Origin of the sequence: Lacibacter sp. H375 (assembly GCF_037892425.1) — a bacterium.
Classification (GTDB): Bacteria; Bacteroidota; Bacteroidia; order Chitinophagales; family Chitinophagaceae; genus Lacibacter.
This window is the reverse complement of record NZ_JBBKTT010000001.1, coordinates 1,313,697-1,336,368: the sequence shown is the minus strand read 5'-3', so window position 1 is coordinate 1,336,368 and position 22,672 is coordinate 1,313,697. Positions and strand designations below refer to the sequence as shown.

General features: G+C 39.7%; 22 protein-coding genes. 8 read left to right on the top strand and 14 right to left on the bottom strand.

Annotated elements, in window-relative coordinates; genetic code table 11:
- On the top strand, window positions 1-2,337 hold the full coding sequence (locus tag WG954_RS05825; protein WP_340434515.1) for an AIPR family protein: 2,337 nt from the start codon (window positions 1-3) through the stop codon (window positions 2,335-2,337).
- Between the two features lie 9 nt (window positions 2,338-2,346).
- On the opposite strand, the gene WG954_RS05820 is transcribed toward WG954_RS05825, so the two are convergent.
- Genes WG954_RS05820 through WG954_RS05805 form a run of 4 tightly spaced genes read right to left on the bottom strand, consistent with a single transcriptional unit; the run spans window position 2,347 to window position 6,611 of the window.
- Window positions 2,347-4,854, bottom strand: coding sequence for an RAD55 family ATPase (locus WG954_RS05820; protein ID WP_340434513.1), 2,508 nt, complete (start codon window positions 4,852-4,854; stop codon window positions 2,347-2,349).
- Window positions 4,826-5,416 (bottom strand): hypothetical protein, encoded by a 591-nt coding sequence (locus WG954_RS05815; RefSeq protein WP_340434511.1) that lies wholly within the window; start codon window positions 5,414-5,416, stop codon window positions 4,826-4,828. Before WG954_RS05815 ends, WG954_RS05820 begins: the two co-directional genes overlap by 29 nt.
- Entirely contained in the window at window positions 5,409-6,347 is a 939-nt protein-coding gene (locus tag WG954_RS05810; RefSeq protein WP_340434509.1) for a hypothetical protein, read from the bottom strand. The genes WG954_RS05815 and WG954_RS05810 overlap by 8 nt, the downstream gene beginning before the upstream one ends.
- Before the next feature lie 33 nt (window positions 6,348-6,380).
- Window positions 6,381-6,611, bottom strand: a complete 231-nt coding sequence (locus WG954_RS05805) for a helix-turn-helix domain-containing protein (protein ID WP_340434507.1) — start codon at window positions 6,609-6,611, stop codon at window positions 6,381-6,383.
- A 695-nt stretch (window positions 6,612-7,306) separates the two neighbouring features.
- On the opposite strand from WG954_RS05805, the gene WG954_RS05800 reads away from it, so the two are divergent.
- The 3 genes from WG954_RS05800 to WG954_RS05790 all read left to right on the top strand — a co-directional run bounded on the left by WG954_RS05800 (window position 7,307) and on the right by WG954_RS05790 (window position 13,070).
- The gene (locus WG954_RS05800) at window positions 7,307-8,020 is read left to right on the top strand and encodes a TlpA family protein disulfide reductase (RefSeq protein WP_340434506.1); all 714 of its coding nucleotides are present in this window, start codon (window positions 7,307-7,309) and stop codon (window positions 8,018-8,020) included.
- A 67-nt stretch (window positions 8,021-8,087) separates the two neighbouring features.
- Entirely contained in the window at window positions 8,088-11,258 is a 3,171-nt protein-coding gene (locus WG954_RS05795; RefSeq protein ID WP_340434505.1) for a SusC/RagA family TonB-linked outer membrane protein, read from the top strand.
- Window positions 11,259-11,714: 456 nt separating this feature from the next.
- The gene (locus WG954_RS05790; protein ID WP_340434502.1) at window positions 11,715-13,070 is read left to right on the top strand and encodes a RagB/SusD family nutrient uptake outer membrane protein; all 1,356 of its coding nucleotides are present in this window, start codon (window positions 11,715-11,717) and stop codon (window positions 13,068-13,070) included.
- Between the two features lie 70 nt (window positions 13,071-13,140).
- Here WG954_RS05790 and WG954_RS05785 read toward each other — a convergent pair whose 3' ends face one another.
- The 7 genes from WG954_RS05785 to WG954_RS05755 form a co-directional block, all read right to left on the bottom strand.
- Window positions 13,141-13,497 (bottom strand): hypothetical protein, encoded by a 357-nt coding sequence (locus tag WG954_RS05785; RefSeq protein ID WP_340434499.1) that lies wholly within the window; start codon window positions 13,495-13,497, stop codon window positions 13,141-13,143.
- 33 nt (window positions 13,498-13,530) lie between these two features.
- The gene (locus tag WG954_RS05780; RefSeq protein ID WP_340434497.1) at window positions 13,531-13,980 is read right to left on the bottom strand and encodes a MauE/DoxX family redox-associated membrane protein; all 450 of its coding nucleotides are present in this window, start codon (window positions 13,978-13,980) and stop codon (window positions 13,531-13,533) included.
- Window positions 13,981-14,328: 348 nt separating this feature from the next.
- On the bottom strand, window positions 14,329-14,685 hold the full coding sequence (locus WG954_RS05775) for a helix-turn-helix domain-containing protein (RefSeq protein WP_340434495.1): 357 nt from the start codon (window positions 14,683-14,685) through the stop codon (window positions 14,329-14,331).
- Window positions 14,686-14,735: 50 nt separating this feature from the next.
- Window positions 14,736-15,386, bottom strand: a complete 651-nt coding sequence (locus tag WG954_RS05770) for a response regulator (RefSeq protein ID WP_340434493.1) — start codon at window positions 15,384-15,386, stop codon at window positions 14,736-14,738.
- Window positions 15,352-16,140: a sensor histidine kinase gene (locus WG954_RS05765; protein ID WP_340434490.1), complete on the bottom strand. Its 789-nt coding sequence runs from the start codon at window positions 16,138-16,140 to the stop codon at window positions 15,352-15,354. The genes WG954_RS05770 and WG954_RS05765 overlap by 35 nt, the downstream gene beginning before the upstream one ends.
- A complete protein-coding gene (locus WG954_RS05760) occupies window positions 16,101-16,754 on the bottom strand; it encodes a hypothetical protein (protein WP_340434488.1) in 654 nt (217 codons plus the stop codon). The genes WG954_RS05765 and WG954_RS05760 overlap by 40 nt, the downstream gene beginning before the upstream one ends.
- Before the next feature lie 11 nt (window positions 16,755-16,765).
- Window positions 16,766-17,122, bottom strand: coding sequence for a hypothetical protein (locus tag WG954_RS05755; protein WP_340434486.1), 357 nt, complete (start codon window positions 17,120-17,122; stop codon window positions 16,766-16,768).
- 213 nt (window positions 17,123-17,335) lie between these two features.
- Between WG954_RS05755 and WG954_RS05750 the strand changes: the two genes are divergently transcribed.
- Complete coding sequence (locus WG954_RS05750; protein WP_340434484.1) at window positions 17,336-17,551, top strand: hypothetical protein; 216 nt, start codon at window positions 17,336-17,338, stop codon at window positions 17,549-17,551.
- A gap of 413 nt (window positions 17,552-17,964) precedes the next feature.
- Here WG954_RS05750 and WG954_RS05745 read toward each other — a convergent pair whose 3' ends face one another.
- The 3 genes from WG954_RS05745 to WG954_RS05735 form a co-directional block, all read right to left on the bottom strand.
- A complete protein-coding gene (locus WG954_RS05745; RefSeq protein ID WP_340434482.1) occupies window positions 17,965-18,138 on the bottom strand; it encodes a hypothetical protein in 174 nt (57 codons plus the stop codon).
- An 8-nt stretch (window positions 18,139-18,146) separates the two neighbouring features.
- Complete coding sequence (locus WG954_RS05740) at window positions 18,147-18,362, bottom strand: hypothetical protein (RefSeq protein WP_340433803.1); 216 nt, start codon at window positions 18,360-18,362, stop codon at window positions 18,147-18,149.
- 363 nt (window positions 18,363-18,725) lie between these two features.
- Entirely contained in the window at window positions 18,726-19,481 is a 756-nt protein-coding gene (locus tag WG954_RS05735; protein WP_340434480.1) for a hypothetical protein, read from the bottom strand.
- 720 nt (window positions 19,482-20,201) lie between these two features.
- On the opposite strand from WG954_RS05735, the gene WG954_RS05730 reads away from it, so the two are divergent.
- The 3 genes from WG954_RS05730 to WG954_RS05720 all read left to right on the top strand — a co-directional run bounded on the left by WG954_RS05730 (window position 20,202) and on the right by WG954_RS05720 (window position 22,488).
- Window positions 20,202-20,963, top strand: coding sequence for a fatty acid desaturase (locus WG954_RS05730; protein ID WP_340434477.1), 762 nt, complete (start codon window positions 20,202-20,204; stop codon window positions 20,961-20,963).
- A gap of 318 nt (window positions 20,964-21,281) precedes the next feature.
- Window positions 21,282-21,551 (top strand): hypothetical protein, encoded by a 270-nt coding sequence (locus WG954_RS05725; protein ID WP_340434475.1) that lies wholly within the window; start codon window positions 21,282-21,284, stop codon window positions 21,549-21,551.
- Between the two features lie 76 nt (window positions 21,552-21,627).
- On the top strand, window positions 21,628-22,488 hold the full coding sequence (locus tag WG954_RS05720; RefSeq protein WP_340434472.1) for a helix-turn-helix domain-containing protein: 861 nt from the start codon (window positions 21,628-21,630) through the stop codon (window positions 22,486-22,488).
- Window positions 22,489-22,672 lie beyond the last annotated feature (184 nt).

The window sequence follows — 22,672 nt, the reverse complement described above, 5'->3', positions numbered from 1 at the left end:
ATGGAAAAACCAATAGAGCGTTTTTTTCGGAATTTACAAGATGATATAATGTCTGTAATGAATGAAGACTTAGATGTTGGAGGGACCCCCGTGCAGGCATTTACACGTATTGCAACTGATAGACTTGCTGATGCCGGTGAAACAGCTAATGTGATAATTGCTTATGATGAACGCAACCTTACTAGAGCCGGTCAACACATGATTAACGGCTACGCTATATCTGACAACTATGAAACTGTTGACCTTTTCATCACAATTCACAATAACAACAATGAAGCAGTAAAACTTTCAAAAAGTGAAATTGATACAGCAGCTAAAAGGATTTCAAATTTTTTTCACAAGGCCATTAACAAACAATATGTAGATGAACTTGATCCAGCTACTCAGATATATCAACTTGCACACACACTTCAAAAGAGTAAACCCTTAAAGGAAAACCTTGTGCGTGTCAATGCGATAATTCTAACGAACAATTTTTATGATGGCGCTATTCCAAAAAAAGAGGCAATAGAGCAAGGTGATGAGTGGGGCACCGGAGGTGAAATAAACTTTTTTTTTAGAGTTATAGATCTTAATTATCTATACAACATATCAGATAAGCCTCATTTACCTATAGAACTTGATTTTTCAAAACTAGGATATGAAGTTCCTTGTATTAAAGCACCGGTTATTATCGACACTTATCAAAGCTACCTCGCTATTGTACCCGGTATACTACTGGCAAAAATATACGAAGAACATGGGCAAAAATTACTGGAACAAAATGTGCGCACCTTTTTGCAGTTTTCTGGTAAAATAAATAAAGGCATTAGGCATACCATTAACAATAACCCCGAAATGTTTTTTGCCTACAATAACGGTATCGCAGCAACGGCTGAGGAAATTAGATTAGAACGAGGAAGCCATGGTGCCTTAATAATAAGTTACATAAAAGACCTTCAAATAGTTAATGGAGGTCAAACTACTGCGTCCCTCTGTCACACTTGGCGTAAAGACCGGGCCGTTTTAAGTGGAATTGCAGTACCAATGAAATTAAATATTATCAATAATAAAGAGAACTATCCAAAAATTGTAGAGCGTATCGCAGAGTATGCAAACACTCAGAACAAGGTCAGTTTCAGTGATCTTACGGCAAACAACCCATTTTATGTTGAACTTGAAAAACTAAGCAGGGCAATAGTCGCACCTCATGTTGCTGGGCAAACAGTACAAACGCACTGGTTCTTTGAACGTAGTCGTGCTCAATATAAAAATCAAAGAGCAAAAGATGGGAATACATTAAGCAAGCTTAAATCATTTGATGCCCGTAATCCTAAGAATCAGCTTTTTACAAAAGAAGAACTTGCGAAATATGTAAATACATTTACTCTTATAGAAAAAACGAAGGAAGGTAAACCAAATCTTATTGTTGGTCCAAATAGTGTCGTACAGGGTAGTCAAAAAAATCACGACGCATTCATTAAATATAATCTGCCTAAAGGTTTACCCGATAGTATATGGTTTGAAGATGCAATAGCAAAAGCAATTCTGTTTCGTACGACAGAAAACGAATATGGTCGTGCTCCTAATGCGATTGGTGACCTAAGATATGTTACAGTGCCTTATACACTTGCCTATTTAAATTATTATTTAAAGCAGAATCCTATAAACTGGTATCGCATCTGGCAACATCAGGAAGTTTCTGAAGAAATGCGTACCCTTATAAAAGATTTACTATACAAGATAGAAGCATTAATAAAAGAAAAATCACCGGGTTCGTTATATGGGCAATTTGCGAAAGACTCTGCTTGTTGGCTTGCAATTAGGCAAAGTGGGTTTTCTCCTGATATAACCTCAATTAATCAAGATTTAATTGATCTTGAAAACCCACCGAAACGAATGGCAAAAGGAAAAGAGGTTATTGACGCAACAATAGCTGAGATCAGCAGGTCTTCCCTTTCAAATATTTCAAAACTCATTTGGCAGGATATCCTTAACTGGAATCTTGTAGACGAAAAATTAAACCCATCTCATATAGCTGCAATATCTGATTTATTGAGCAATGGCAAACTAAACGTCCCAATACTTAACGAGGCCCTTGATCTAACAGCAAGATATATTCCAGAACTCCTGCAAACCCAAGACGTACAAGAAAGTGAAAACGCAATTGAGTTACGAGCAACCAGAATGATAGAGTGGATAAAAGAAAACAAACATAGTACACCTAAAGATTACTATACATTTATAAAACAAGTCCGTGACGGCGTTGTACTTGATTCCGTAGAGGTACAAGCAAAATTTAGTGCATTAGAAAAATGGCTTTCTGATTTTAATTATCCTAACAAACTCATCTTATAACCACCTTTGTTATACTTTTTTAATTCCAAGTGAGTCTATAGTTCCCTTATTAATGATTCTCAAATTTTGTCTATCCCATTCTAAAAGTTCCATTGGAGGCTTTTGATCAATGGAACTTCTTACAGAAATGATGTAACGACTTGCATTATTTAAATCGTGCTTCTCATCTAAGGTTAAATAAAAGTCCGAGGCTTTAACTAGACTATGTAAGAATGGTGCTTGGCCCTTTAGCATGATTTTTTGATCATCCTTGATATTCGTAAACTCTGTAGTTGAATCGTTATGATTATTTACCGAAAAATTTGTGAATGTGGTAACTACAGTCAATTTATACCTCGATAAAATCCCATAAAGAAGAGGCCAAACCATATCATTTTCTTGCAGGTTTTTAAATTGGAGAAAAACATTATGCAATCCATCCAATAGTATTCCACTATATGGCTCACCCTCTAAAATAGCTTCGTCTAAATGTCTCACTATTTTGTTTATAAAATCCTCTACTGCTAAATAGCCTGGATAAAAGGGTAAAATTTTAATTTTGGGTTTTTTAATCCCACTATACGACTTTCTGATATCAGAGAATACTTTTTCAGTTACCAAACTTTGATAGTAATCTTCTGGATAAAGAAACGAAACTATTAAAACCTTTGTTTGGTATTCTGAGCTTCCGAAATCACTCAGACTTATTTGTTGACTATATATTTGATTATAAAATTGTGAGCCTTTATTACTGGAAAGGAAACTACTTTTCCCAAGCTTCTCTGGTTTATCTATGGCTGGAGAAAGGAGCAGTTTAAGTGCAAATCCAGCTTTACCTGAACTACCGACACCGTGTATAAGTATTTGGCTATTGGGAAATATTTGCAAATAATAATTGTAGTTTCTATTAATAAAATTTAAAGCGTGAATACATTTATCCTTGTCTGGCAGTAATCTCTTCAGATTTTCCTTTTTGTCCATCTGCGAAGGGATTTGCGGACAAATACGAAATCCTGATGGTGCTGAAAGGTGAAAAATATGCGAACCTTGTCGTGAGATTTGATGTCTGGTTTTATTGAGTTGAAATATTCGAATAGGCTTTATGAGAGTATTGTCAGTCCCACTTTGCTTAATATTTATCGCAATATCAACAAGATAATCAATATTAAATTTTTGTATCAGTTCATCTGCAGAAATTAATATTACAATTGCACCCATTTTTCTGCATGTAGATATAAAGTCTTCAACCTCCTTATACCCTTCCCTTGTATCTTGGTACCCTGACGCAAACTCATTTATATTATCCAAGACAATTAATAACGGACAAACTGCAGGAATTGCATCAGAATAACTTACTCCATGGTTGTTGTTTAAACTCGCAATATCATCATTTAATAATTCAAGAAACTGGATTATTTCTCCAAAACCTATGTTCTCATTAATCTTATAAGGGACAAACCAATCAGTTTTATCCAATCCTTTTGGTTTTTTGTAAATACTTAATTCCTTTAAATACTCAGGTATTAGAGTAATTAATCTTGTGTACAGATCTTCCTTCTCTTCTTCGAGACTAATATAAATGCATTTGGTGTTTAGTGGTGCTAGCAATGCTGCGATAGAAAGACAAATTGAAGTTTTTCCGGCTCCTGGTTTGCCACTTAAATTAACAACAGATCCTCCCTTTGATGTCATTTTGAGTCCGCCAAAAAAAAGAGTATCTGCGCCTCTGAAAGGAAGGGGTACACCAAATAGAGAGTTAATTATTTCGCCTGGTTCCGGAAGGTCTTCATAATGCTCAGATAAGCGAAACCTATACGAAGGATCTTTATACTTGGCTTTTATATTACTAGTTGAATTTTTTTCGATTTGGCAAAAACTAATTAAATCCTTTTCGGTTGAAAACCATAAATACGCATACCCTTTTAATGATAAAAAATGCCCTGTTAGATAATTAACTCTTGCTGTAAAACTACCCGTCATTCTATAATCGGGCCACCTTGCTTGAATTTTTATATAATTTCTAAAAGAAGCAATGCTTTCAAGAATATCTTTTTCTTCAAATGCATTTAGATGTGGATATTTATTTAAGTCAACATGGTTTGGATGTAGTAATAAAAAATCAAATAACATACTCCTACAAAGTACCAGAGCATAAGATGAAGTTTGAGGTTCGTCTGAAACAGTTAAAGCTTGATATAATATTTTTAAGGGAGAAGGGAGTACCGATCCAATTAACTTCGAAGTTGTTGTAATCTTCTGCGATTCAAAAAAAGCTTGTATTGTTAGTTTTGATAAGCGGGGGAAAATATTATATTTTTTTTTTGCGCTTGGTGAAAGTCCTTTTGTTATATGCTTATTAGTACCTGCTCTAAACCACTTTTCAAACGGTGAATATATTTCATCTAGCGTTTTATCATCTTCCGAAAGTTCCTTTTTCCCTTCCTTATTAACCGTATAGCAATATTTTAATGCTTTATGTATACTAAGCAAAAGGGGGTAAAAGATGTCATTATAAGGTAACTGGCTTTCTTCTTTCATTACCACCTTTTTTATTATTATCCTTTAGTTTATCAAAATTTTGTCTGTGTTCCCCTTTACCCGATACAGCTCTTGTTGATATTTTGGTGTATCTCTCTACACTTATTCTACTTTTTGGAAATGTGCTATTATAAATGTTTCCAATTTCTACAAAACTTGCTCGCCTAGATGCCCTTTGTCTGCCGTAATTAATTTTATTTCTTGAAGCAAGCACGCTTTCTGATATAAAATTAGGATTGTATACTTGTTGCAAAGCCTCATCTTTAAAAGGGTCACTTTTATCCGCAATGAACACATTTTTCATCGTGTCCATCCATAAGGATTTTTCCTTTACAATTTTGTGGGGAGTATTTAACTTTATTAATGAGCCTGCGTCAATTTTTGCTTTGAGAAATTTTACGTCAAATGGCCTGTGTTTGGAAAACCCCATATAGAAAATATTTTTTCGGAGGCTTTCCGCAGTTGCTGTCATAAATGACAACCTTATATAACCTTCATCAGCTGGTGGTTCATAAATAAAATGAGTCACATAAAAATCTTGATTAATATTTTCCTTACTCATACGATTCTGTTTTAGCAATTTCAACCGTTTCTGGAAAAGTATCGTACTTCATTAAATACTTTGCCGTAAAGTAAGATGCCTCTATAAAACACATTTCAGGATCGGCTTCGTCCCATTGATATGTTATGATTTTAAGATTAGGGAAATTAAGACTTATTTGTTGTATAAAATAATATGATTCATCCCAATCCATAACCCCAGGTTTTCTTACATGCTTTATCCAAATCGGCCACAAAACTGCAGCAATATTTTCGGGATCAACTTTCTCAAAATAATGATATTCAATTCTTTTTTTCCAAGCTTCAATTGTATATATTTCATTTTGACAGTGCTCTGGGGAACCATAATAATGCCAAAAGTCTCCCTTATGATCATTGTCATTTACCACTTGATATGTTGCAAGATCTTTTACTTTCTTAGGGTGGGTAAACTCTTTTCTGATTTTAACAGTTTCTGAAATATTATAAATGTTAACATCTCTCCTTGAAGGTAAACAATTGGGATAAATGTCGATTTCCTTATTGATAAATATTCCGAAGGGTCGGTGATTCATATCAGTGTCCTCAATTCCCGGTCTTCCATAGTAAGGATCATGAATACTCAAATAGGCAAATACATAATTATTTAAACCAACAGCTCTTGCAGCTGTCATGGTTCTTCTTTTTTCTTTTTCCTCAAAAAGCCCGTTTATTTCTCTATACATATCCGAAAGCAAACCCTGAGCAGGGATATCAATTCCAAAGATATTTTTATATGGATAAAAAATTTCTCCTTCAACAGTTTTGGTATATCCAAAAGTATGTGTCGTAAAAAGCCTGCTAACATTCTGTGTAAGTTCCGTACTTGGCTCTGTTCTTGGGTTAAACTGATCAACCCAATGCTGAAAATTTTTTGAAAGCTCTTCTTCTGTAATTTTTATAGGTTGTAACATCAACTGTTATTTCACTTTTAAAGTAACAAAAAATCACGAATCAAAATCCAACAATTTCTTTGGCTTTACTTCCAATGCTGTTGCAAGTTCTAATATTGTGAGGGCAGTAATATTGATTTCACCTTTTTCCATTTTTGCAATATCGCTATGATCAATACTGCATAGGGCAGCCAGAGCTCTCAAGGAAAGTTCTCTTGATGTTCGAAGACTTTTTAAATTTTCTCCAAACCTTAATAGATAATCTTTTCTGGGGTCTTTATTCATTATCTAGCTATCAAGTGGAAAAGATCAACGAATAGGCTAAAAAATTTGTAGGGTATTAGCCCCACTTATTTATTTTTTGATTATATTCGTACTGTATTTTTAAGTTTGCGATACTTCATAAATGATTTGAAGCATTCGCTTAAAGTCTCGTTCTGAAACGTGAGAAATTTCAAAGCCACGGGATGATAAGTAGAATGCCCACGCTACGGCGTGGGCTCTCTTATTGTGGCAGGCTTCTCACGGCCTCAGAACGGTAAGTTGAGTCTGCGCCGTAGCGTTTTCTTTTCTTACCAGCGGGGCTTTCGGCGTTAAACCATAACACATGAAAGTTCAGTACACCCACAAAGCACTTTACTTACTGCAAACCAAGTTTGCCTGCAAACCCAAAAACCCTGTCTAATACCCAACTCATGCCTGCATGAGTCCTTCCCGTCTTATCGCCTTTCCGGCATAAGCATACTTACAAACTTCCCGGCTATTTAATCACCCGTTTGCTCCTGCAGGGCAGCAAACACCTAAACCATTCTGCAAAAAATGAAACTCTTCATTCTTTGCCTGCCACTGCTTTGCCCAACCTGAGCAGTCCTGAGCGAAACCGAAGGATCGAAGGGTTCAGCGAACGGGTCGAAGCATTCACGATTCACGACTCACCACTCACGAACTCTTTCACAATTCACCATTCACAACTCACAATCATGAAATCAAAGCTTTTATTCTTCCTTGGCCTTCTGCCTTTATTTTCTCCGGCACAGCCTGCCATCGGCACTCAGTTACCTGATAGTATTACATCAGCCATCCCCGCACAAAAAAACCAGCTCATCATTCTCGATTTCTTTGCCACCTGGTGCACCTCCTGTGCAAAGGCCTTTCCAAAACTCGATAGCCTGCAAACACAGTTCGGCAATCGCATCAGCATCCGTCTTGTCAGCAGTTATGGCACCCGTGATACAAAGGAAAAGATCACTGCCTTCTTCATCCGTCGCAAACAGGCCACTGGCATGTCGTTCAGCTTTCCTATTATCTATAACGACAGTCTCTTAAAAAACAGCTTCCCCCATAATAAGATACCGCATTATGTGTGGATATACAACAACAAACTCATCGCCATCACCCGCTCGAATGATGTCACCGCTTCCAACATCAAAAAAATCCTCAAAGGAAAAAAGCTCACCCTCCCCACGAAGATTGACAGTGCTACAAAGCTAAGCTCTCCCCCTAAAGGGAGAGCTGGAGGGGGTAATCTGCCATTAAAACACGATCCTCCCTCGAAACTATCTATGCCTGTTCCGAAGCCTGCCTTTTCTCCCCTTACAGGGGGAGATACAGAGGGGGTCCTCTCCCCAAATCACGCTCTTCCCAACAAGGGAACGGGCGTAGCTCAGGAGGGGGTCCTCACCATTCACCACTGACCACTCACGATTGCCGTCTCCCGATTCACCATCAACCATGATCTATTAACTATCAACTTTTAACAACATGAAACCAAAACTTCTCTTCTTACTCAGCTTTCTGCCTCTCTTCTCCATGTGCCAAACCATCACCATCAAAGGCACAGTAATAAACGAAGAAGGCCAACCCATCCCTGCAGCATCCGTTACACTTAAGCGCACATCACAAACATTGGTAACAGCCAGTGATGGTTCCTTTATGATCTCTTTGGCACGGGTAAACGATACACTGCTCGTCACAGCCACCGGCTACAATCCCGAAACTGTCCCAAACAACGAGCGGGGCTTACTAACCATCATGCTCAAACGAAAATTTACAGCCTTGGCAGAGGTTATCGTTAGCACCGGCTTCCAGGAAATCCCAAAGGAGCGGGCTACTGGTTCCTTCACCCTTATCGATAACAAACTCTACAACGAGCAGGTAGGCAAAAGCATCACCGAACGATTAGAGTATATCACCAACGGTTACACCACGCAACCGCAGCGCATCAGTTCAAACAGGCAACCCGTTATCCGTGGCGTCACCAGTTTTTCAGCAGTCAATGATCCGCTCATCGTCGTCGATAATTTTCCCTACGAAGGCAGCATCGATAACCTCAATCCAAATGATGTCGAAAGCATTACCGTGTTAAAAGATGCAGCTGCTGCTTCTATTTGGGGTGCAAAAGCTTCCAACGGCGTCATTGTTATCACAACAAAAAAAGGCCGCTTCAACCAGCCCTTAAAGATCGAACTCAATACAAACATGTCGCTCACGGCAAAACCATCATTGGAAAAACTGCCCCTCATCAGCACATCAGGTTTTATCGACATGGAACAAATGCTATTTGCAAACCGGTTTCGTTTTTCCGATACCAATAGTTTGGTTCGTCCTCCCTTCACCCCCGTTTTTGAAATCCTCTTCCTTGCCCGTAAGGGTGCCATCACACAACAACAGGCACAACAGCAAATTGATCAGCTCCGCAATTACGATCTGCGGAATGAATTCCTGCAACACATGTACACACAGGGCATCAACAAACAAATTTCGCTTTCACTAAAAGGAGGCGCACCAAACTATGCCTGGTCGTTGTCCATTGGTCTCGATGATAACAAAGACAATCTCCATGCGCAAAACAAACGCCTCACCACCCGTTGGGAAAACACATACCGTGCTTCAAAAAAACTGGAACTCTCATTAAGTGCAGCCTATACAAAAAGCAACTATCACAATGGCCGTCCGGCATGGGGCTCAATCAATACTTCCATTGGCAATCTCCCGCCTTATACTCGCTTTGCTGATGATGCAGGTAATGCCTTGCCCTTCTATGATGATTATCGTTTGCTCTATACCGATACTGCCGGTGCCGGCAAACTCTTAGATTGGAACTACTATCCCTTAACCGATTACAAACACAATAACATTACATCAGCTCTGCACGATCTTTCAGCAGTGGCAGGTCTTCGTTATAAATTCACTCCCTGGCTCAACATCGGTCTTAATTATCGCTACGAGTTGCAACAAACCGAATCAGAAAATATCTTAACACAGGAAAGTTATTTCACAAGAGACCTCATCAATACGTTTACGCAACTCAACCGCAGCGCAGGAGCGGTTACATACAAAATTCCATTGGGTGCAATACTCAACACCAGGTCAAATGATATGCTGGCGCAGGACCTGCGTGCCCAGCTCAACATCAATAAAGAATTTAACAAACACAACATCAATGCCATTGCTGGGGCACAGCTCAGCGAAAAGATAACCGATGGATTCTCTACCCGCATCTATGGCTACAAACCCGATCTCTTAACCGTATCCAATATTGATTTAGTAAATCCGTACCCTCGTTTTATTACAGGCGTTGCAGCGCTCATTCCCGGTGGTAGCGATTTCTCTTCATTCAACCACCGCTTTCTTTCATTCTATACCAACGCTGCTTATACATACAACAACAAGTACACAGTTTCACTCAGCGCACGAAAAGATGCATCCAACCTCTTTGGTTTAAACACCAACGATAAATGGAATCCCCTTTGGTCCATTGGTGCTGCATGGGATATTGCTGCCGAATCATTTTATAAACTCAACTACATATCACAATTAAAACTCCGTGCAACATGGGGTTACAGTGGCAACCTCGATCAGTCAAAATCTGCTGCCACCACGTTGCTCTATTCCGGTATCAATCCATATACCCTGACACAAATGACATCGGTAAATAATTTCTATAACCCCGATCTCCGTTGGGAAAAAATAGGCCAGTTAAACATCGGGCTCGATTTCGCAATGGCAGCAAACCGCATCAATGGCAGCATTGAATTTTATCACAAACGGGCAACCGATCTCTATCAATCTGTTCCCGTCGATCAAACATTGGGTATCGGTACACTCATTGTAAAGAATGTGGGTGAAATGAACAACCATGGTTGGGATATTGCCATCAACACACTCAACATAAACAGGAAAATAAAATGGTCCACCAGTTTAATTTTCAACACAACCAAAAGCAAGGTCACAGAATACTATGCCAATACAAAACAGGCATCTTCTTATGCAGGTAGTTCCGGCCGTGCTTTAAATGGTTATCCCTTGCATTCCTTGTTTGCATACCAATGGGGCGGACTCTCAGCAACAGGTGATCCGCAGGGTTTCTTACAGGGTCAGCTATCTGCCGATTATAACCAACTCAACGGTCCTGCATTAACAGTAAACGATTTGCTGCACGTTGGTTCAGCAACACCGCTATTCTTTGGTTCAATGGGTAACACCGTTTCATACAAATCGTTTTCGCTCTCTGTTCGCATCACCTACAAACTCAAGTACTGGTTCATGCGTCGCTCTATCGATTATGGTTCTTTATACAACCAGTTAAAAGGCCATGCCGATTTTGATAAGCGTTGGATGAAACCAGGCGATGAACTCTTTACAAATATTCCATCCATGCAATACCCCGTTGCTTCCGGTCGTGATCAGTTTTATACCAGCTCCGCAGTACTGGCAACAAAAGGCGATCACGTTCGCCTCCAGTATATCCAGTGCAGTTACGAACTCAATAAGGCACTCATCAAAAAACTACCGGTATCGTCTATCCGCTTTTACAGCACATGGAACAACATCGCCATCATCTGGAAAGCCAACAATCACAACCTCGATCCCGACTATGCAGAACTGCCACCATCCCAAACCATCGCCTTCGGCCTAAACATAAATTTCTAGTGTGGTCAACAAAGAATAAAAGTCACAAACAAAACACGATGCTACACATGATATGCGCATGCAAATTCTCCAGCCCAAGCGACAGTAGTACCAAAGCTAAATCAGGGCTATCGCAGGGAATTGGGGGTAATAATTCCCTGCTTGACTTTTTGGTTCTTTTGTGTCAAGACAAAAGAACAAATAGTGTATCAAACACACAAACCAATATTAATTCATCAACCTGCTACACATGATATGCACATGCAAATTCTCCAGCCGAAGCGACAGTAGCACAAAAGCTTCATCAGGGTACAATCCCGAAAACGGGCCGTAATCCCTGCCCGATGCAGGCGGGGTTTTTCGGGCGGCTTTTTGGTTACTTTTTTCCGCAAAAAAGTGACAAAGAATAATTACGATGTTTAAATCATCAACCTGCTTTAAACAAATGAAAACATTAAATCAACTAAACCAAATTTCATGAAATACATATTCATCCTTGCAGTATGCATCACCGCATTACTCTCCTGCAAAAAGTTTTTGGATAAAAAATCAAACCAAAAACTCGTTATACCCTCCACCGTCCAGGATCTGCAAGGCCTGCTCGACAGCTATGCACGGGTCAACCAGTTCAATCCCGGCGCTGCCGAAAAAAGCGCCGATGATTATTATCTCACACAACCCGATTGGGCTGCCTTAACAACCATTCCCGATCAACGCATATACACATGGGAAAAAGATTTTCTCTTTGTAACAGGTACCAACGATTGGTCAAACCTCTTTGATAATGTGTACAAGGCAAATCTTATTATAACTGAAATGCCAAACATTCCGTTGTCTGCCGGTACCTTGGAACAACGCAATGCATGTTTGGGTCACGCATACTTCATAAGAGCCAATTCATTCTTACAGGGCCTGGCCATCTGGTCACCTGCTTATGATCAGGCAACAGCTTCAACCGATTTAGGAATGCCTCTGCGTCTCGATCCTGAATTCAATTCGCCATCAGTTCGTTCATCAGTCAAGCAATCTTACGAGCAGGTATTAAAAGATGCAAAACAAGCAGCGGCATTACTTCCGGAAACAGCATTGCATTTGCTGCGTCCATGCAAACCGGCAGCATTGGCCTTGGTTGCACGAACCTATTTATTCATGGGTAATTATGATAGTTGTTTGTATTACTCCGATTGGGCACTCTCAATAAAAAACAACATTAAAGATTACAACCAGCTCAACGCTTCAACAACCTATCCATTTGATCCACGTTTTTCAAATCCTGAAGTATTATACGATTGCTATACTGCAACCGGTTCAATATTAAATAACTCGAGAGCGAAGATCGATTCAAATCTGTATCGGTCTTACCATGCAAATGATTTAAGGAAAACGATCTTCTTTCGTAACAACAACAATGGCACCTATGGTTTCCGTGGTAGTTACTCTGGAGTAATTAATTTGTTCAATGGCTTTGCAGTAGATGAGTTGTATCTCATGAAAGCAGAGTGTGAAGCAAGAAAAAACAACGCAATGGAAGCAATGAACACACTTAATACATTACTCATCAAACGTTGGAAAACGGGAACCTTCATTCCATACACAGCGGCAACAAAAGAAGAAGCTGTAGAAAAAATTCTGTTAGAGCGTCGCAAAGAATTACTCATGCGTAGCATTCGCTGGATCGATATAAAACGTTTGAACAAACAAGGTGCATCCATTTCATTAACAAGAATACTCGGTAGCAATACATACCTCTTACCACCGAACGATCTCCGTTTTGCATTACCAATTCCTGAAACAGTAATTGAGCTAACGGGTATGGTTCAGAATCCACGCTAAGCAATGGCTATGTCACAAGAAAAAACCGGCTGTATCTGCAACCGGTTTTATTTTTTTTCAGTTGTTTCAATTAATCCTTGCTCGCTTCCATATTTACACCGGTCACATATGCCTGTGCGTTGGTTTCACCTTGCAGATCAAGATAACGGGCAAAATCAACTTCATCAACATAACCCGGTGAATAGCTTCCACCATAATCAGAAAGGCCTTCAATTTTTACAACACATGGAATACTTCCTTCATCACAACCTGTTGCAGGCAAACTGATCAGTTGCCAATGTGCAGGGTCCTTCAGGTTATTAAAACTGATGTCATCTTCCGAATACTGGAAATAGATCGGGTCAAACATTGCTTTCTTTGGTTGCGTAAAGGCAACAAGCAATACTGCAATAACAACAGCACTGATGCTTAAAAAATACTTTTTCATAAACTAAAATTTAATAATGACGCCTACTCTCTTTCAGGTTTTCGGCATACCCTGTCTGCGCAGAAAATTTAGAAGTTCATATAAAGGAGTTCTTCCAATACCAATCACGTTAATAACAAGAAACCCTGCATTAAAAAACAAATGTTGTTGCCAGCTCATCTTATTCAGCACACCACCACAATTGCAGGGCAGCTCTGCAACAAACAACAACATACATCCGATGTAAATAGTAAATACAGTAAGCAATGCAAGTGAAGCATACAAGCCCATCCTTCTGGTTCGCTCAAAAAACAGGAGCAGAACTACAATCAACTCAGTTACTGGTAGCAACCAGGCAATCGTGTCTGCTCCCTTATGAATCAGGGGAGATTCATCAAGTACACGTACAAATTTTTCGTAGTCAGTTAATTTGCTGATGGCAGTGTAAGTAAACAGGAGTATCAGCAAACTCGAACAATGAATAGTTACAGGAATGTTTTTCATCACGTAAAATGTTTGATGAATCATTCCCCTGCATCACAACTTAAAATTCCGCAATCATTTCTCCGCTTGCAAATAAATCAGGTTTCAAAAAAGATATTCTTGGTTTCAATTTGGTCACACAACAAGACTGTAATAAATCATGCTGTCGCACATAAGATGTTTATGCAACTACAACTGTACTTCACCACAGTATTACCAAAGCTTAATCAGGGCTGTTGCCGGAACATGGGGGTAATATGTTCCGGCTTGACTTTTTGGTTCTTTTGTGTCAAGACAAAAGAACAGGCAGTGTATATCACAAACATGATATTATCAATTAATCAACTTGATTAAAAAGAAACAAATAAATCAGGTAATGTTTGATTTGTATTTTCCAGGTGTTACACCAGTCCATTTCTTAAACGTCGTTATAAAATGCTGGCAATTCCTGAAACCACAATCCAACGAAATAGCCTTTACACTCAGTTCATTTTTTAATAGAAGTTGTTTGGCTTTTTCTATCCGTAATTGAAGAGAGTAATGATAAATACTTACACCATAAAGTTGCTTGAAACCGTATTTAAGCTTCGTTACGTTAATACCAACTGTTTGAGATAGCAACTGTAGGTTTTCATAATGGTAAGATGCTGAATCAAGAAGCATCTTTACCTGTCCTAGTTGTTCAGATTCAAGTTCGCTTAAAACTATAGAATGTCGTTTCCTCATAACCATGCAATTCAATCTCCCCTGATTGCATGCACTTTCAAATTCCCTTCTTATGGTTTAAACAATCCATGCCTGATAGCATAGATCACAACCCCTGCAAAATTTATCGATTTCGTTTTCTGCATAATATGATCACGGTATTTGTCAACCGTTCGTTTACTCAATTGTGTCAACGCTGCTATTTCCTTACTCGCATGTTGTTCGCAGATCAACCGGATGATCTCTTGTTCCTTTTCAGTAAAATTGACGGTTTCCTCTTCCTGCTTTAGTTTGCTTTTTGCTAACTGTTTAAACAGCCGCATCGAAGTATCATTGCTGAAATATTGCAAACCATTTTTAGCAGCTGTAATAGCGGCCAGCAATTCTTCTTTGCTTGTTTGCTTTAATAAATACCCATTGGCGCCGGCTTCCATCATATCAACAATCAGGTGATGATCATTAAACATCGTTAAAGCTAAAAGACCGGTCGCAGGAAAACGTTCTTTAATAATACGGGCTGCTTCCAAACCATTCATCACCGGCATTTCAATATCAGTGATCACAACATCAGGCCGTTCTGTTTCAACACAGGCAACAAGTTGTTCACCGTTGGCAACCTGTCCAACAATTTCAATTGTTGCTTCATGTGCAAGCATTAAAGAAAAGCTTTCAAGTAATAGCGGGTAATCATCTGCTAATACGATCCTGGTTTGTTTGTTCATCGTTTTTGTTAAGAGGTAGTTCAAATACAAAATCAGTTCCTTTCGTTTTCGTTTGTGTGCGGGTCATTTTACCACCAAGCAGGTTGGCTCGGTTTTGAAGGCTGCCCAATCCAAGTCCCGTTTGTGTTGATTCTTTGTTTGCAGTTTCAATACCCTTGCCATCATCGGTATAAAAAATATAAAGCTTTTGTTTATGTTCCTTTAGTTGAATGAGCACATGTTGTGCCGCCGAATGCTTTACTGCATTATGAACAAGCTCTTGTACAATGCGGTAAATATGCAAAGCATAAAACGTATTGGGTGTGCGCTTGATCATATACTCAAGCTTTATATGCATTTCACTCACATCATTAAACTGGTCAATGAATTCTTCTAGTGCAACCTGTAACCCCTTTGATTTTAAAATGGCGGGCGTTAAGTTTTTTGCGATCTCTCCTAGTCGGTTGGTTAACGTTAAGATGTTTCTCACGGCAACTGAATGTCGTTGTTGATCAGTTACAGTGGTTGGCTCAATTTGTTCAAGATGAATTTTCGTAACAGCCAGCATGGGTCCAAGGTCATCATGCAGGTCCGTGGCAATACGTGTTCGCTCACGTTCAAGTACATCCATTTCTGCCAGCAGTTGCTTGGTTAATAAGCGGTAATGTTTTACACGCCCTCTGTACATGCTCATCGCAAAATACAGCAGTACCGTTCCAAGTACTATTGAAACAATCAGGATTGCAGTATATAATGCCGTTTCAGTGGTATCCATAATGTAGCAAATGCAAAAACGAGGTTGGTAAATAAATTAATATAGCCAAATACTTCATAAATGCGAAGCCTGAATGCACTGCTTTTGTTAAGCCCGTAAAACCAGAATACTTCAACGAGAATGGTGTAGGTGAAATAAACAACAACACCCATACATACAAGGAACTCCGGTTGAAATAACACCGAGCCTGGTTCCCTGAATAATATGTTGTTGAGCATGTTGATAGCCATAAAAACAAGTAGTGTTGCATAGCCGATAATAAAATAAGAAAAGTATTCCTGTAAGCTCGCTCGGTAGAGTAGTTCACAGATCCATCCTGTTACAAAAAGAAATTGAAGCAGGTAATAAAAACCTGGCCTTTGCTCAAACAGCCCCCACTTGTAAAATTGATAACAGATTAGAAGTGCCTCTGCCAACGTAAAAAAATTATACGTCACTGCATTGGAATAGCCGGTATAAGAAAGTACAAAACTGCTTATCTCATGTACAAAGCCAATCAGAAGCAACCATAAAAAAGGTAAAAAGGCCGGATCAGTTTTTTTAATTCTGATCCAGCCGATCACTGCACCAATTCCTACTGTAAAACTGAAAGCAGCATTCAACTCAAAATTCATGTGTAAATAAATTAACTGTTTAGTGGCGATGCCGTTGGGCATAAGTCAGGACACCTGATGCCTCGTTCAGCAATATCTTCACCCTCTTCTTCTTCGTTTAAACCTGGTGCAGGTAGAATATCATTCCCGTTACTGTCAGTGGGAACAATGATGGCATGTACCTTATAGTTTTCATCCATGCCATAATAGATCCTTAAGCCGGCACAGCCGTTTTTCGCAAGCAATGTATCAAAGGCAGCTCTTTCAAACGCCTCTGAACGGGCTAAGATGTTTTGATTTTGAAACTCTGGTTTTAAAATGTTTTCGTTCTCTGCCCGATACAACGTTGTCATATCAATGGCTTCTTGCAGGGTAATAAAATGGTTCATAAAATATGATTTTGATGAACCACAAAGCTTGCATCTTGAACCTCCCTGTGAAACCCGATTAATGCGACATTGCCAGTGGTATTTATACGACATTATACAGCTTCAGTAAAATACGATATTATAAATTGGAGTGCAACAACGTAGCAACACGCTTTTATGAAACTAATAAAATACCAAGTTTTGTGTTACCCTTTTACACCTAAAATCACCTCAATGAAAACAGCACCCAACGCAATACCTCCACGTGTTGTACTTTATACAAGAGACGTGGAAAATATAACAGGCCGTCGTGGCCGCACTGCCCGTCAGCTGCTCCAAAAAATCCGCAACGCACTCGGCAAATCAAAAGACGAATTCATTACCATCAAAGAATTCTCCCTCTTCACCGGCATCGACGAAGAACTCATCAAAGACTTCCTCCAGTCCTGACACATCTCTTCATCATTCAACATTCACTACTCAATATTCATTATTTTCTCCGGTTGCTTCGCCAAACAATCAGGGATCGCAAATACGCACCTAGGAAACAAGTTGCATAAAATCAACATGCCACACATGAGACGTTCATGCAACTACTAATGCACTTCATCACAGTAGTACAAAACTCGATCAAGGCCTAAACCGAAAACCAGGCTGTATATTGGTTTTCGGGGTCCTTTTTGGTTACTTTTTGGACAAGCAAAAAGTGACAAAAGATACTGCAAGCGCAGCGCCGCAACAATCTGTGTTCATCAGTGCAATCAGTGAGCAACTTCTTGTGAGCAAAGCGAACATTCCCTGCTTCTCCTGTCCTCTGCGTGAAACAAAAAAGCCCCGAAATAAATCGGGGCTCTCAAACCGGCTCACTTCTTTTTCCCAAACATCTTCTTCAACACAAACGATACCACCAAACTCACAGCTGCACCAACAGCAGCAAGCACCACCGTCTTCAACAAATCATCTGCATGGATGTTAGCAAAAAGAATCGTGATCGTTCCACCGGCAGTTCCTGTTTTCAAAAAGTACGAGTCTTGCATAAGAATAATTAGTTGCGTTCGTTTGTCACAGCCGTCTGGCTCACACTCCCTGCAACCGCACCGGCAACTGCTAAGTAACCGGCCACTTTAATCAGCACTGCAGGCAATGCAACAGGTGCTGCAAGAATCGCTGCACTCACACCAGCCAATGCCACACCAATATTCCGTACCTGTTTAAAGAACTTCGGCGTACGTCGCTTCGCACGTTTCAAAATCTTCTTCATGTTTTGAATTTGTGATTTGAAAAAATGATGTTCATAAATCAAAGGGCAATACAATTCCTCATCCGCTCAGGAGTGATGTTATTATTGCAATAAATAATTGCTGATTTTCTGTTCAGAAAAATGGCTCCGTCAGAGAAAGAATCAACTGCCCTTTGTTTTCACTAACAACTAATGACTACCGGCTATCGGCTTTCTTCTTTGGATTCTGGCATTTGGTTCTTGGATTTTCTTCCTTGTGCCTTGCACCTTGTCCCTTGTCCCTTGTACCTTTCCTTGGCTTTTGTCTTTTGGCTCTTGGATTTTTCTCCCTTGTGCCTTGTCCCTTGTACCTTGTACCTTGTCCCTTGTCCCTTGTGCCTTTTCTTAACCTCCATTTACCTTCACCAGTGCAAGCGCATTAAACGCTCCATTCTTCAAACTGTACTGGTTACCATTCACCTCCTGGTAAAACTCAATACCCAATGCAAGAAACAAAGGCTTCGTACTGTTTGCAGTCACCTGGTGACTGATATTCACCACGGCAGTGGGAGTGGAATTCATCGGCAACGAATTGATGTCTGCAACCGCAACCACGTACGTCTTGTTTTCAAAATCAATTTCAACACCTGCAGAAACCAATTTGAAATGCGTGGCACCACTTGGTGCAGCCACCATGTTCGTTGGAACAAATGAAGGGATACTCACACTCAGCTCACCACTTACACGATCAATGGTCGTAGTGTAAGGCGCAAACAACGAAGTGCCAAGCTTACTGTTTGCATTGAATTCAAAACCTTCCAGCAATTCAGCTTCACCATCAATCACGTTACGTAATCCACGTTCGTTGATCGCATCAGCCTGGATCACTTTCATCAGTTCACGTGTGAGTCTGCTAAGCATGCGGCTGTCAGCTGTGTTAAGTAATAAAGAACGGAGTGCTGTGCGCAATACTTTTCCTGCCTGTCCGGCTCTGCCAAACTCTGCACCATTCTCACGGGTACGTGCAAACGAAGGATCATTGGCAATACGCTCTGCATTCAAACTGCCTTTCTCTCTTGCGAGATATCCGTCTTTGCTTTTGTAAAAAGTAATGTTACCGATTGTACCCTTCAACGGAAGGATTCCTTTTTGTTGTGCCATCGGTTTAAAATTTAAAACTGAATAAAATGAAAATGTTTCAGGGGTACATTTTTTTAAAACCCGTCAGTTGCAACGACACAACAAGATTACAAACACAAAAAAGCGAACGGAAATCAACCCGCCGCTTTTGCCGCATTATGCCAACATTGTTTTCTTATGCCGGAAATGTACAGCTATGTCCAAAAGACCTTACTCCCTGTCAAAGGCATAGCAAAGCCCTGTCAAATGCCACGAGAAGCGGATGCCTGCTTCTCGCAATTCATTCGCATGTAGCAGTGTTCTGTTCTGCGAAGTTTCAACTCACAAAGGAATTCGTGGGTTTGTTCATCTGCGTTCATGAAAGACTCCTTTGAGCGAGAAATAATTCAGCAACAAAAAAGCACCAGCCATTCCGGCTGATGCTCTGTGTTTTCGTGAAAGGGCTTTATGAGGTAGCGGTTCTCTTTGTGTTAACAGGCACAACTTTCTGTGCCTTTACATACTGCTTTCAGTATGTCAATATCGTGCCAATCTGCTTTCTATACTTGTCGGCACGTTTTATGTACCGGTAATAAGAACACCGCCGTTAAAAGAGGTAATATGACATTAGTGTGGCAATGTATTGCTAACGAAGGTTCACTATGTAGCATGAACAAAACTCATTTACGTTAAACTCTTCCACAATGCTTGTTTACAATTATTAATGGCGTTTCTTTGCACTCTTTTATCGGGGATATTATTATGACAGCTATTATTCTTTTCTTCTCTCTTCATTGGTTCTTATCGTTGTTCTTTCATTCGTTCTTTTTACACCGGTATGCTTCCCACCAGATGTACACGGCAAAACCGGGATGGGAAAAAACATTTTACTTCTTAACCTGGTTTGTACAGGGTTCTTCTTTTCTTGTGCCACGTGCGTATGCAGTGATGCATCGTATGCACCATGCTTATAGTGATACAGAGAAAGATCCGCACTCACCACATTTCTTTAAAGACATCTGGCAAATGATGGTGCACACGGCACGCATCTTCAGTGGTTTTGTAACAGGTAAAAATGTTCCTGATCCTGAATTCACCCGTGAGTACTTACCCATTTGGGATAAGCTCGATAAGTTTGGCCATAACAATATTACCCGTGGGTTTTTTATTGCAGGCTATGTAGCGTTCTATTTCTTTTTTGCTCCAGGCTTCTGGTGGTTCCTGTTATTACCGATTCATTTTTTGATGGGGCCAATACAAGGTGCTATTGTAAACTGGTTTGGTCATAAGCTGGGTTACCGTAATTATAAAATTGAAGATCACAGCAAGAACACCACGCCATGGGGTGTGTTGCTGATGGGTGAACTGTTTCAAAACAATCACCACAAGGATAAAGACAATGCAAACTTTGCACGTAAGTGGTATGAGTTTGATCTCACCTTTGTGATCATGCGTGTAATGCATGCCTTACGTATCATTCGTTTAAAACCTGTACATCTGCCACAGCAGAAACACAAGCATTAATTTTTTATACTGCTGATAATTACACGAGCCACCGGATATTCTCCGGTGGCTTTTTTTTGGCCCACTGATGTACGCAGCTGCATCTTTCTTCTTTGGAGAAGAGAAGTAATGCTTTTCCCCCGCTTGCAACAAACTGTTTAGTTGTTTTAGTTTCAGGGAATAGCCATTGATGTTAATTCAACAAAACGAAAAGCCTTTATGTAAGTATCATTTCAATGTTGATGATTGAACAGTTAACAGAGTTAGTGATCATATATTATTAATCGAGGGAGTTGTAACAAGTAGCGGAATTGCTACACTCATTGGTAAACCTTTGTAATGACATCAGAGAAAACAACTCCCAAAAACATCAGTACATCTGTTAACCGCTGGGCTTATGCTGCATTTGTTTTATTAAGTCTTTACTTTCTGTTTGTGAGTAAAGACCTTGTTTCAGCAGCTTCCAATTTGGGTATTGCATTGATCTTCGATCCGTTTAACCCAGCTGTTAAGTGGACTAACAGAAAAAACTGGCAAAAAGGATGGCTGTTGCTGCACGTGTTACTAACGCTTGGTTTGTTGCTTTATGGTTTGCTAATAAAGCGTTAATATAAATAGTTGATAAGCGGAAGCCATTCATCATGAAAAGATTGTGGTTGCTGTTGTTGTTTTATAATTTGCTCCCGTGCAACACATTGAATTTGTTCATAGCGATCACTTCGAAACTAACTACCACCGCCACCATGTAACGGGACCTTTATCTCTGTTTATTGAATTCTTCTGGCAAACAAAATTTGAACATCTCTGGCAGAAATACCCGGATGGTTTCAGTGATGTATTGTTTCCCAATCTTGGTTATTCCTATCTCATTAATTTAGGGTCGCCCTATGAAATGCAGATCGAGCAGAACCGTCAGCAAATGAAAGGTGATGGTTTTTTACCAAGGCTCAATAATATTGAAGCATTTCACCGCCCGGGAAATTCTGTGTTTGGTATTAAGTTTAAAGTGAGCCCCGTGATCTTTGAGAAGAAGGTAAATTTTTCGGAGTACAGCGGCACCATGTTTCCATTGAGTTATCTCATGGATCAGCAACTCATCAACAACATTAAGCATGCTGTTTCGTTTGAAAAACGTGTGCAGCTGCTTACCAAACATTATGAAGATACCATTGAGCAATACCGTGGCTCCTTACAACCTATTAATATTGTTACAGAGATTCTGCAGAAAGCAGTGATCAATAATAATTTCAATACGACCATTGAAGAACTTGCTGCACATTACAGCATTTCCACACGCACCTTGCAACGTTATTTTGAAACGGGTACCGGCATCAGCAGCAAACAGGCCCTGCAGGTATTGCGTATACGCAAAGCTGTGAGTCATATCGTGAGCCGTCCGCAAACATTTCATTACGGTGTGTACGGTTACTACGATTACAGTCATTTCCACAAACATCTCCGCCAGTTTTTACAGAAAGACAGCCTCGTGCATTTACAACCTCACCTGCAGTTATTGCAGATTGCAAGAAAGAAAGAATTGAGGTAGAAAGGCACAAGGGACAAGGTTCAAGGAAGAAATACAAGAAGGTCCAAAAGACAAAAAACAAATTCCAGGGAATACAGGAAGACAATTGGCAATGAGCAATTGACAAAAAAACAAAGCGTGTTTTCGTTTGAAACTTTGCATATTGTCTATTGTCTTTTGCCTATTGAATATTGCCTATTGTTTT

What these genes read in the sequence shown, in the direction of transcription:
- WG954_RS05745 (WP_340434482.1), bottom strand. Translation starts at nt 18,138, where the DNA reads ATGCAAGACTCGTACTTTTTGAAAACAGGAACTGCCGGTGGAACGATC.
- WG954_RS05815 (WP_340434511.1), bottom strand. Translation starts at nt 5,416, where the DNA reads ATGAGTAAGGAAAATATTAATCAAGATTTTTATGTGACTCATTTTATT.
- WG954_RS05810 (WP_340434509.1), bottom strand. Translation starts at nt 6,347, where the DNA reads ATGTTACAACCTATAAAAATTACAGAAGAAGAGCTTTCAAAAAATTTT.
- WG954_RS05755 (WP_340434486.1), bottom strand. Translation starts at nt 17,122, where the DNA reads ATGAACCATTTTATTACCCTGCAAGAAGCCATTGATATGACAACGTTG.
- WG954_RS05765 (WP_340434490.1), bottom strand. Translation starts at nt 16,140, where the DNA reads ATGGATACCACTGAAACGGCATTATATACTGCAATCCTGATTGTTTCA.
- WG954_RS05735 (WP_340434480.1), bottom strand. Translation starts at nt 19,481, where the DNA reads ATGGCACAACAAAAAGGAATCCTTCCGTTGAAGGGTACAATCGGTAAC.
- WG954_RS05805 (WP_340434507.1), bottom strand. Translation starts at nt 6,611, where the DNA reads ATGAATAAAGACCCCAGAAAAGATTATCTATTAAGGTTTGGAGAAAAT.
- WG954_RS05750 (WP_340434484.1), top strand. Translation starts at nt 17,336, where the DNA reads ATGAAAACAGCACCCAACGCAATACCTCCACGTGTTGTACTTTATACA.
- WG954_RS05800 (WP_340434506.1), top strand. Translation starts at nt 7,307, where the DNA reads ATGAAATCAAAGCTTTTATTCTTCCTTGGCCTTCTGCCTTTATTTTCT.
- WG954_RS05825 (WP_340434515.1), top strand. Translation starts at nt 1, where the DNA reads ATGGAAAAACCAATAGAGCGTTTTTTTCGGAATTTACAAGATGATATA.
- WG954_RS05760 (WP_340434488.1), bottom strand. Translation starts at nt 16,754, where the DNA reads ATGAATTTTGAGTTGAATGCTGCTTTCAGTTTTACAGTAGGAATTGGT.
- WG954_RS05795 (WP_340434505.1), top strand. Translation starts at nt 8,088, where the DNA reads ATGAAACCAAAACTTCTCTTCTTACTCAGCTTTCTGCCTCTCTTCTCC.
- WG954_RS05775 (WP_340434495.1), bottom strand. Translation starts at nt 14,685, where the DNA reads ATGAGGAAACGACATTCTATAGTTTTAAGCGAACTTGAATCTGAACAA.
- WG954_RS05820 (WP_340434513.1), bottom strand. Translation starts at nt 4,854, where the DNA reads ATGAAAGAAGAAAGCCAGTTACCTTATAATGACATCTTTTACCCCCTT.
- WG954_RS05770 (WP_340434493.1), bottom strand. Translation starts at nt 15,386, where the DNA reads ATGAACAAACAAACCAGGATCGTATTAGCAGATGATTACCCGCTATTA.
- WG954_RS05785 (WP_340434499.1), bottom strand. Translation starts at nt 13,497, where the DNA reads ATGAAAAAGTATTTTTTAAGCATCAGTGCTGTTGTTATTGCAGTATTG.
- WG954_RS05790 (WP_340434502.1), top strand. Translation starts at nt 11,715, where the DNA reads ATGAAATACATATTCATCCTTGCAGTATGCATCACCGCATTACTCTCC.
- WG954_RS05725 (WP_340434475.1), top strand. Translation starts at nt 21,282, where the DNA reads ATGACATCAGAGAAAACAACTCCCAAAAACATCAGTACATCTGTTAAC.
- WG954_RS05780 (WP_340434497.1), bottom strand. Translation starts at nt 13,980, where the DNA reads ATGAAAAACATTCCTGTAACTATTCATTGTTCGAGTTTGCTGATACTC.
- WG954_RS05730 (WP_340434477.1), top strand. Translation starts at nt 20,202, where the DNA reads ATGACAGCTATTATTCTTTTCTTCTCTCTTCATTGGTTCTTATCGTTG.
- WG954_RS05740 (WP_340433803.1), bottom strand. Translation starts at nt 18,362, where the DNA reads ATGAAGAAGATTTTGAAACGTGCGAAGCGACGTACGCCGAAGTTCTTT.